A 10,131-nucleotide genomic window follows, 5' to 3' on the forward strand; every position below is an offset into this window, starting at 1 on the left:
AATGCGAGGGTTTGTCTACACGCTGAGACATCATTCCTATGTGTGGAATGATGTCTTGATTCATATGCTTCTTATTTAGAAAACATCTCTTTTACTTCATCCATTGCCATTTTATTTCCTAGTGCTGAGTAATCGAGCCATGGCTGATCTGCAATTGGATACACCTGGTTTTTCTTCACGGCTTTTAGGCCTTTCCAAATCGGAGTCTGTTCTAACTGTTTGAATGCCTGCTGCGCCTTGTCATCACGGTTAACGACGACGAAAATAGCATCTGCATCAAAGTCAGGAAGAACCTCTTGGGAAATCACTTCAAAAGGTCGTTTGCTGTTCAGTTTTTTCACACCATTTGCAGGGGTCAGTCCTAAATCTTCGTATAAAATAGGGCCCATCGGACGCTTCATACTAAATACTCGAAGCTCTTTTGCTGTTACACGAATCGCCATCACTTTTCCATGTCCAATCTTTTTCTGGATAAGTGCTTTGACTTCTTTTGCTTCTTGATTGTAGTCCTTGATATATTGATCCGCTTCTTTTTCCTTATTGACGAGCTTGCCGATTTTTTTCAAATGATCACGCCATGTGCCATCATTTAAATGAAACACTTCTGTTTTGGCAATCTTCTTGTATTTCGATAAGTCTTGACCAGCCAGCTCTTCATCAACATAGATGACATCTGGTTTTAAAGCAAGCAGGGACTCCATATCTGGATCAGCTGCAATGCCAAGCTTTTTCGTATGGCTCAGCTGTTTTTTCGCATGTGGCAGGAAATCTTTTAAGTCTCCCCCTACGACAGAGCCCGCAGGCTTGATTCCAAGTGCTAATAAGTCATTTGTTAAATGAATGGACAAGGAAGCGATCTTAGGTGTTCCGTTATCATCTTGATTTGTCGTATTCTTTGTTTCCTGTTGACCGCAAGCGGCAAGAATCAAGAAACAAAGCGTTAAAGCAAAAACAAGTAATTTTTTCATGATGAGTTCCTCTTTCTTATTTTGTTTTTGTTAATAAATATAGAAAATAAGGGGCTCCGATAAAAGCCACAACCACACCCGCAGGGATGGCATTTGGGGCAAATATGGACCGTCCAATTGTATCGGCACTAACCAAAATCAAAAGGCCAAGTAAGGCACTAACCGGTAAAAAATATTGGTGCAGTGACCCGGCAAGCCGTCTCGCCAAATGAGGCGCAACAAGTCCAATAAAACCAATACCACCTGTCATTGACACACTTGCACTAGCTAGGCCAACCGCTAAAGTGAGCAGCAAAAGGCGTTTTCGCTGCACACGTACACCTACACTTGAGGCGACAGCATCTCCTAACGTTAATGCATTAAGTGTGCTTGACTGCATCAGCGTAAGCGGCACAAGGCAGACAATCCAAGGCAGGAGCGCAAGCACATGAATCCAGTCTCTTCCCCATACGTTGCCGACGAGCCACCTTGAAGCAAATGTGTATGTATCTTCATCAAGCTTCAATGACAAATATAAGGTCAATGCACTAAACCCTGCAGCAACAGCAATTCCTACAAGGATCAGCCGGATAGGAACCAGTCCTTCATGCCTGTCATAGGCAAGGAGCACGATGATGGCCGCCGCAAGGAGTCCTCCGCCAAATGTAAAGAGCGGGATGAGTAAAGATGGGTGACCTTCTAGTGCGTGAAAATACGTAACAAACAGAATTAAGCCAAATGCGGCTCCTGCATTCAGTCCAATAATTCCTGGATCGGCCAGTGGATTGCGGGATAAACTCTGCAAGATGCCACCTGCGACACCTAGTCCAATTCCAGCTAATATCGTCACGACGATACGAGGCAGACGATAGTCAAACAGCACCGTCTCACTTTGAAAATCCCCAAAGCCAAATAACGTTTTAACGACAACGACGGGACTAAGTTTCAGCGTGCCGGTATTTAAACTATACAGCACCACAGCTGCACTCAGGCAAAGCAGAACCGCTGTCACGACAAGAGCTCGCTGCTTCTCTCTCATGACAAGTTCCTCCCTTCTTTTCTCGCAATATATAAGAAGAAAGGAACACCGACAAGTGCTACCATGACGCCAATGGCAAGCTCTCTTGGCGGATTCACTGTACGGCTGGCCAGGTCAGCACAGACGAGCAGCACTGCGCCTAAAATCGCTGACATTGGAATGACGAAGCGATAGTTGATCCCAACCAGCTTTCGTGCAATATGTGGAATCACAAGCCCGACAAACCCAATGGACCCAACCGCTGATACAGACACGCCTGCCAGCAAGACAGCGGCTGCCATTCCTAGTATTCGCACTCGCCTGGTTTTCACCCCTAAATTAGCGGCTACATCTTCACCGAGCGATAGTAACGAAAGTGACCGCCCTAATAACATCGCCCATCCGATAACAATGAGAATGACTGGAGCAAGGATCGTCAGCTGCGGCCATTTCACACCAGCCACACCCCCTGCGTACCAAAAAGCCAGATCCTGACTGAGATCAAAATAAATGGCGATACCAGAGCTGAGCGCATGAAGCAATGCAGCCACAACGGCTCCTGCAATCGTCAGCCGAAGCGGGGTCAGCATACCACCAGCTGCCCCAATGGCAAAGATCAGAAGCGTACTAAGCACAGCACCAAAAAAAGAAAAAAACATCAGTGCTGAATATGGTATTCCTGGAAAAAAAGCAAAACAGAGAGCGACAACAAACATCGCACCGCCGTTAATGCCCAATATTCCAGCATCCGCCAGCGGATTTCTCGTGATGCCTTGCATGAGAGCACCTGCGACAGCAAACGCCGCTCCAACAAGTGCTGCCCCTAGAACACGCGGGAGCCTTAATTCATGGATGATCTGCTGCTCTGTCACATCTGACTGATAGTCGAACACAGCTGTCCAGACCGTTTGCAAAGACAATGTCTTGGCACCGTATGAAACAGCCAAAAACATAGCAGCCACCAAACCAATGACTGCGAGAAAAAATAATAAAAAGAACAGAATAGGTGATGAGCGTTTGTGTTGAGGGGTTCGCTGATTCTGCAAAATCGGTGTCATCCTTTTCTTCATTTAAAATCAGTTTTGAAAATGAGAATCATAATCATCAAAATTATAGCCGTCAGCCTATGAAAAAGCAATGTACAGCTTATTTTTTAATGATTGAAGATATGTTACTTTAGCAGTCATGCGCCACGATGTTTTTCAATCTGAAAGACCTATCATTTTTTCTGATAGTTTAATAGGAAATAAGTTGACATTCCACATGAACATCCCCTAAAATTACAAAAGTGAGTCAATTGTTATAGAAATATTACAAATAGATGTCAAACGAATAAAGAATGACCCGTCATGAGAGGAGAATTGAAAGTTGTGTCAGTAAAGGGAAAATGGAGTATCATCCTATTTGCGCTTGCCATCGTCATTGGAGCAGTTGCTTTCTTTCAAAATCAGCAAGCAAGCGGTACAGAAAAGAAAAATGTGAAGCAGGATACGAATTATAAAAATGTCGAAATTGTGACCCTTGTAAATGACGGGAAATTTATGAGATATGCAGTCAACTATCCTCTTTTTCATCAAAAAAAGCTAGATGACAAGATTCAAAGCTATGCAAATTCAGCATTAGAGCATTTCAAGAAGACATTCAGTGAAGCAAAGGACGTCGATGAAAACAAACGATTTGAATTGAATATTGATTATGACATGGTGCACTATGCGAAACAATCTGCTGCCATTCATTTTACGACCTATACTTATACAGGGCAACAAAATGGGACCACTCATCATGTAACGATCAATTTCGATTTTCAGAAAAAAGACTTTCTTAACACAAAAGATTTATTTCAGCCAAAAAAGGACTATTTGAAAAAATTATCCTATATTACATACTTGGAGCTAAAAAAGGATAAAACCTTATCTAAGAATCTATCTCTCCTTCAAAAAGGAACTGCCCCTACTGATCAAAACTTCAGTCAATTTGCCTTGAAAGAGAACTATGTGGAGTTTTATTTCCCAGCTTCCCAAGTAGCCGCAAAAGATCTAGGACCGCAAACGCTCGCGATCAAAAAGACGCTGCTAAAAGACATATTGAAGCCGGAATATATGAATAAGATCAAAAATCAGAATGAAATCAAAGAACCGAATCCAAAAAGAAAAGCCGTGAAGCTGCCGCAAAAGTCAAAGCTTGATCCCAATCAAAAAGCCATCGCACTCACATTTGATGATGGCCCAAATCCTGCAACAACTTCAAAAATCTTAGAAGCACTGAAGAAAAATAAAGGACACGCTACCTTTTTCGTCTTAGGCAGCAGGGTGCAATATTATCCTTTGATGCTTGCCGACATTTTAAAAGGCGGAAATGAGATCGGAAACCATTCTTATAACCATCCTTTGTTAACAAGGCTGCCTCTAAAGCAAGCGGTGAAACAAGTGAAAGATACGCAGCAGATGATTGAGAAAGCCAGCGGTTATACACCTACACACTTTAGACCGCCATATGGTGGAACAAATCAAGATATCAATCGGGCGATTGATATGAAGGTTTCTTTATGGGACGTTGACCCTGAAGACTGGAAAATTCGTAACAGCCAGCAGATCACAAGCCATGTTCTCTCACATGCAGCAGATGGCCGAACTGTGCTCATGCACGATATTTATGACAGCTCCGCTCGAGCAGCAGTGAACATCATCCATGAACTCACGAAACAGGGCTACCAGCTTGTCACAGTCAATGAACTTGAACAATTAAAAAAAGAACGAAACGAAAAGGCCCCTGTGAAGTAAACACAAGGGCTTCTTTTATGACTCTAACGACTTCTTTCTTTTCAACAAGGCTTGAAATGTCTCATCCAGCTCCAGAGAAGGCTCTATACTTAAACGGCTGAGCACGTCAGACAGCTGCATACCTATGATCAAAAGCTCATCTTCTTTCCTTGTAGCAGCTGGCTTTTCTTCCTTTTGTTGATATTCTTCATATGTGCTGAAATGGCAGGAGCGAGTCCAGCAGCTTGAGCGTAAATGGGTGGGACGCTTCATATAGTTCGTCCGTTTTACAATCTTCCACCACGGTTCCTTCATGTAAAAAAAGAAGCCGATCACATAGATAAACTGCTGCTTCTATATCATGGGTAATCATAAGGATGGTCATGTCTAATTCTTGTTTTAACGTTTCGAGCAGCTCCAATATTTGCACCTGAACAGACACATCTAGTGAGCTCAGCACTTCATCTAGTATGAGAATGGACGGATTCGTTGATACTGCTCTTGCTATGCAAACTCGCTGCAGCTGACCGCCGCTTAACTGATGAGCATATTGATTCAGCAATGACGAAGGCAGTCTGACTTGTTCAAGCAGCGATAATACCTTCTGATCCACATTCTTTCCCTGCTGTAACAATCGCATAGGTTCAGCAATGATCTCTTTCACCGTAAAAGCTGGATGAACAGAAGATAGATAATCTTGAAATACCACACTCATTTTTCCTCGGTTCACCTTCCGCCATGTATGTGCCTGCCTTCCGTCAACCTGTATCTCGCCGCCATCTTTCTTTTCTAAACCGAGCAGGATACGTGCTAAAGTACTTTTGCCACTACCGCTCTCTCCCACTACCCCAACACATTGTCCTTTTTCAATTTGAAATGAGACGTTTGAGATTCGTGCTTTTGCTTTCTTCTGATGAGAAAAAAAACCCTTCGTCTCCCCATTTTTTTGTAATTGATGAACTGTGATTAACATGGGGCTGCCTCCATTCTGTTTTGCTGCCTCAATGCTTCAAGGGGCTTAGATAAACGGAGTCTCGTCTCTAGTAAATGCTTTGTTTGGGGATGTTGCGGTGATGTGAATATCTTCGCAGCTGAGCCATGCTCAAGCATCACTCCTTGATGCATCACTAGCAACTCGTCTGCGATCGCCTGAACGACGCCTAAATCATGCGAAATGACGATCAAGGCGGCACCTGTTTCTTCTTTCATCCGCTGTAATTGCATGATGACTTCACGCCGATTGTATGCATCAAGCGACGCAGTTGGCTCATCGGCAATGATCACATCAGGAGAAAGCATCATCGTAATGGCAATCATGACACGCTGAAGCATACCACCAGACAGTTCATAAGGATATGTTTTCATCAATTGATATGGATTTTTTAAATGGACACTTTCCAGTCCAGCGATGGCATGTAATTCCCCTTCTTTCCCACGCAAACCCAAATGCTGATGAAACGTTTCAATCATTTGATGTCCAATCGTTTCTATCGGGTTAAATGCATTCATGGCATCTTGTGAGATGAAGCCTATTCGTTTCCCTCTCCATCCCTTTACCGTCTGAGTTGTCAATTTCTCACCGTCAAAGATGATCTCTCCATCCACCTTTAGCGAAGGAGAGATCAGGCCAATTAACGTTTTTGCAATGGTTGATTTTCCGCTTCCACTTTCACCGATTACGGCTAAACAGCGTTGTCGATGTAAGGAAAACGTGATATTCGCTACCAAATGGCTTTGCTGTACTGGATCATGTACGAACAGTCTTTTTACGTCGATAAAAGGCAAATCGTCTCCCCCCTTTTTTGCTGATAGGATGCATGGCTGGGTTCATGGTCTGCTGAAGGCTGTCTCCTAAAAAATTCAAGGCCATGACCACAAATAAAATCGCCATTCCAGGTGCCAGCATATGACCCGGGTGTGTGACCATCACATTCTTCGCCTCATTCAGCATCATGCCCCACTCCGGTGTAGGTGCACTCACACCCAATCCAAGGAAGGACAGGGCGGAAATATTTAAAATGACCCACCCGGCATCGAGTGTAGCAAAGACAGCGATTTCTCCTGAAATGCGAGGCAATAAATGTTTTCGAAGAATGTAAAAGGATGAACCTCCGGATACTTTTACAAACTGGACCGATGGTTCATTTGTATATTGAAGGACTGACGACCGGATCATCCTCGTATACCACGCCCATTTCGCAAGGACATTGGCCAAAATAATATTGACAAGCCCTGGTCCCATGATCCCCACAACGGCCAAAATCATCACCTCAGCAGGAAATGACAGGATGGCATCACATAGTCTCATTAAAACGCCATCCACCTTTCCTCTAAAAAGGCCAGCCATGAGTCCAAGTATAGTTCCAATGAGCATTGTGATACACATTGTGAAAACAGCCGCAAGCATTGTTGTCCGAATCCCAAATAGCAGACGCGATAGCACACACCTCCCCAAGTGATCCGTACCGAGCGGGTATGTGAGGCTTGACTTAGCATATTTGTCTAAAACATTCGTGTCAGCAGGGTCATGTGGAGCGAGCATCGGTGCAAACAGCCCAGCTAATGCGACAAGTGCTAAGATCCAGATAGACAGCACAGCCATTCGATCTTTTCTTAACTGATCCCACCCTCTCATGATGTCTTATACCTCCTTTTTCAGTTGCGGGTTCATGATCATTTGCATGATATCAGCCATGAGATTGCAAACAACAAACAAGAACCCCATCACAAATAAATAGGCTTGAATAATCGGGAAATCAGCTTGAAAAATAGCTTCCACACACAATCGACCAACCCCGGGCCAAGCAAACAGGTTTTCTATAATGACGGTTCCTGCAATGAGTTTTGGTATCGACATCCCAAGTGCTGTAACCGCGAGCTGAAGGGCATGCCTCAAAACTTTCAATTGGATGGTTCGTTCCTTTAAACCGCGAGCTCTTGCATAAAACACAAAGGGCTCTTGCTGAAACTTTAGAATTTGATTTCGAATCAGTCTGACATAGGTTGATATGTAGCCAAGTGATAGAGTAATAGCAGGTAGAAAAATGGATTTGATTCCTTCCATTCCACTCGTATTGACCCAGTTGAATTTGACAGAAAAAAGCCAGATAAACAAAATGCCTAGCCAAAAACTAGGCATTGAAGATGCGATAAATACAAAGGCTCTAAGGAGTCGATCCACCCACGTATGAGCAGCATATGCACAAATCATTCCGAGTAACAAACTCGACACAATGATGAGAAAGAGGGCTACTCCTGCAAGCTTTAATGTTGCAGGTAGCGCCTCCATGATCAGATCAAACACTGGCTCTTGTGTGACATAGCTGCTGCCAAAATCACCTGTTAATCCATCTTTAAGCCATGTGGCATACCGTATGAAGAATGGTTGATCTAAGCCTAGCTCCTGGCGCATCGATTCAATCATCTCTTCTGTCGGGGTGACTTGATTCACCCGCAAAGCGACTTCAGCTGGATCACTTGCCCGTATCGTCAGTAGCACAAAGGCAAAGAAGGTGATGAAGATAATAAGTGGAAACAGCAGCAATATTCGTTTTAACAGATAGCGTGTCATGTCTATGCCTCCGCTTTATGACGAAAAATACATCCGGTCAAAGGGAATTTCATACTGTGAAACATGAAAACCTACACCTTTAAGACGTTTATTATAAACGGCCTTTGTCACAGAATAAGAGATTGGAATGTAGACATTTTCATCATGAATATACGTGAAGATGTCTCGGTACATTTGTTTCCGTTTTTGCTCATCTGGCTCCACCAATACTTTCGTAATCGTCTGATCCAGCCACTTTTTCTTTTTCAATCCTAATTGGGCTTGATAATCGGCATGGGATGCCACACGGAATGAAGAAATGTAGGTTTGTGGATCATAAGGAAGACCCCACGATAGAGAGTACATTAGATCAAATTTCCCTGTTTTTTGGCGATCCAAAAATGCCTGTTTTTCTTCTCCTCTAATATTAAGCTTGACCCCAACCTGTTTGAAATCTTGTTGAATCGATTCACTTATCGTTCTTTCGCCTGCATTATCGGAATTATAATAAATAGTCACGCTCAGTGGTGTGCCATTTCGATAGCGATAGCCGTCTTCTTTCAGCTTCCAGCCTGCTTCATCCAGTATTTTTTCTGCTTTCTTTTTTTGATAGGTTTTCTTTTTCAACGGAATATCTGCGTAAGGAACTGACGGGGCAAGCAGTGTGTGCGCCACCTGTTCCGTTCCATTTAGAATACCTTTTGTGATCATGTCTTTTTGGACGGCGTATTGAAACGCTTCTCTCACTTTCGGATCTTTTGTGATGGGCTGATTTGAATTGATTACGATAGACCTAGAACCAACTGGAGGACTCACGGTCACACCGTATTGCCCCCCTTCCTTTAATACCTGAAATGAGTCTCCGTCGATCATGTCACCATCTGCGCCAAACAAGAGATCAATCTCTCCTTTTTGCAGTGCGAGTAAAATCGTTTGATGATCCGGCATCACTTTCCACTTCACTGTTGAAATCTTTGGCTTCTTTCCCCAATAACGATGATTCGTTTCAAAGATGGCATATTGATTTTTTTTATGTTCCTTCAACACATAAGGACCAGTGCCTGCATAACCTTTAACTCCCTTTGCTGTCGTGCCATCCACGAAGCTGTTAGGAGAAATAAAACGGAAGGGACGTGTTAAGCCAAGCTCCTCTAATGTCGGATAATAGGGCTGTTTCAATTTGAGAACAAATGTGTGTTCATTTACTGCCTTTGTCGATTGAATTTCTGAAACAAGATTGAGCCAGGCGTTCTTTTCAATATTTTCGACGACAGCATCAATATTCATCTTCACTGCCTGCGCATTAAATGGCGCACCATCTGAAAAAGTCACGTTTTTTCGAAGGTGAAACGTGTAGGTCTTTCCATCTTTTGAAATATCCCAGCTTTGGGCTAGGGCAGGCTGAATTCCTTTTTCAGTATTCACGACAAGTGATTCAAACACCATATGTTGAGCGGCCATCTCCCCGCCATATAAATGGGGATTGATGTCCCTGATATCTTTTGTACTTGCATACACCAGCTCATTATCTTCTCTTCCATGTAAACTGGAAGATGTCTTATTTTCAGAGCAGGATGCCAATAGAAAGCAAGCCATGACTGAAAACAGCATCAAGGTATATGTCACATAGGAATGGGCTTTCTCATCTTTTTGCTTTATGTAAACACGTCGAATCCTCATATGTACTTCCCCCACATTCTTTTATCGTAATCATTACGATTATTAATCGAAATGATTACGAATTGAATAATAGCATACAGAAATGGGAAATACAATGTCTATTTTCATTAAAAAACAGACTCATGATTGAGTCTGTTCAGATTGTTGACAAAGGGCTAAAATGATCTTGATTTTAGT

General features: G+C 43.0%; 9 protein-coding genes. 1 reads left to right on the plus strand and 8 read right to left on the minus strand.

Annotation, left to right across the window (positions count from 1 at the left end; all coding sequences use genetic code 11):
• Positions 1–71 precede the first annotated feature (71 nt).
• From BA1_RS17355 to BA1_RS17365, 3 genes are read right to left on the minus strand one after another with little or no spacing between them, the layout of a single operon-like run.
• Positions 72–971, minus strand: coding sequence for an iron-hydroxamate ABC transporter substrate-binding protein (locus BA1_RS17355; protein WP_034739953.1), 900 nt, complete (start codon positions 969–971; stop codon positions 72–74).
• A 13-nt stretch (positions 972–984) separates the two neighbouring features.
• Complete coding sequence (locus tag BA1_RS17360) at positions 985–1,986, minus strand: FecCD family ABC transporter permease (RefSeq protein ID WP_008361775.1); 1,002 nt, start codon at positions 1,984–1,986, stop codon at positions 985–987.
• The gene (locus BA1_RS17365) at positions 1,983–2,918 is read right to left on the minus strand and encodes a FecCD family ABC transporter permease (RefSeq protein ID WP_237739240.1); all 936 of its coding nucleotides are present in this window, start codon (positions 2,916–2,918) and stop codon (positions 1,983–1,985) included. The genes BA1_RS17360 and BA1_RS17365 overlap by 4 nt, the downstream gene beginning before the upstream one ends.
• A 417-nt stretch (positions 2,919–3,335) precedes the next feature.
• Here BA1_RS17365 and BA1_RS17370 point away from each other — a divergent pair, with 417 nt between their 5' ends.
• Positions 3,336–4,745 carry a polysaccharide deacetylase family protein gene (locus BA1_RS17370; protein ID WP_008361779.1) on the plus strand — a complete coding sequence of 470 codons (1,410 nt, stop codon included), beginning with the start codon at positions 3,336–3,338 and terminating at the stop codon, positions 4,743–4,745.
• Positions 4,746–4,932: 187 nt separating this feature from the next.
• Here BA1_RS17370 and BA1_RS17375 read toward each other — a convergent pair whose 3' ends face one another.
• From BA1_RS17375 to nikA, 5 genes are read right to left on the minus strand one after another with little or no spacing between them, the layout of a single operon-like run.
• Positions 4,933–5,697: an ABC transporter ATP-binding protein gene (locus BA1_RS17375; RefSeq protein ID WP_008361781.1), complete on the minus strand. Its 765-nt coding sequence runs from the start codon at positions 5,695–5,697 to the stop codon at positions 4,933–4,935.
• The gene (locus tag BA1_RS17380) at positions 5,691–6,509 is read right to left on the minus strand and encodes an ABC transporter ATP-binding protein (RefSeq protein ID WP_008361783.1); all 819 of its coding nucleotides are present in this window, start codon (positions 6,507–6,509) and stop codon (positions 5,691–5,693) included. Before BA1_RS17380 ends, BA1_RS17375 begins: the two co-directional genes overlap by 7 nt.
• Complete coding sequence (gene opp1C / locus BA1_RS17385) at positions 6,472–7,359, minus strand: nickel/cobalt ABC transporter permease (protein ID WP_008361785.1); 888 nt, start codon at positions 7,357–7,359, stop codon at positions 6,472–6,474. Before opp1C ends, BA1_RS17380 begins: the two co-directional genes overlap by 38 nt.
• A 6-nt stretch (positions 7,360–7,365) precedes the next feature.
• Positions 7,366–8,295 carry a nickel/cobalt ABC transporter permease gene (opp1B, locus tag BA1_RS17390; RefSeq protein WP_008361788.1) on the minus strand — a complete coding sequence of 310 codons (930 nt, stop codon included), beginning with the start codon at positions 8,293–8,295 and terminating at the stop codon, positions 7,366–7,368.
• A gap of 15 nt (positions 8,296–8,310) precedes the next feature.
• Positions 8,311–9,954, minus strand: a complete 1,644-nt coding sequence (gene nikA / locus BA1_RS17395; protein ID WP_008361791.1) for a nickel ABC transporter substrate-binding protein — start codon at positions 9,952–9,954, stop codon at positions 8,311–8,313.
• Positions 9,955–10,131 lie beyond the last annotated feature (177 nt).

Source organism: Bacillus xiamenensis (assembly GCF_000300535.1).
GTDB lineage: Bacteria > Bacillota > Bacilli > Bacillales > Bacillaceae > Bacillus > Bacillus xiamenensis.

Coding starts and splice junctions, on each gene's coding strand:
- nikA (WP_008361791.1), bottom strand. CDS start 9,954: ATGAGGATTCGACGTGTTTACATAAAGCAAAAAGATGAGAAAGCCCAT.
- BA1_RS17375 (WP_008361781.1), bottom strand. CDS start 5,697: ATGTTAATCACAGTTCATCAATTACAAAAAAATGGGGAGACGAAGGGT.
- opp1C (WP_008361785.1), bottom strand. CDS start 7,359: ATGAGAGGGTGGGATCAGTTAAGAAAAGATCGAATGGCTGTGCTGTCT.
- BA1_RS17365 (WP_237739240.1), bottom strand. CDS start 2,918: ATGTTTTTGGCTGTTTCATACGGTGCCAAGACATTGTCTTTGCAAACG.
- opp1B (WP_008361788.1), bottom strand. CDS start 8,295: ATGACACGCTATCTGTTAAAACGAATATTGCTGCTGTTTCCACTTATT.
- BA1_RS17360 (WP_008361775.1), bottom strand. CDS start 1,986: ATGAGAGAGAAGCAGCGAGCTCTTGTCGTGACAGCGGTTCTGCTTTGC.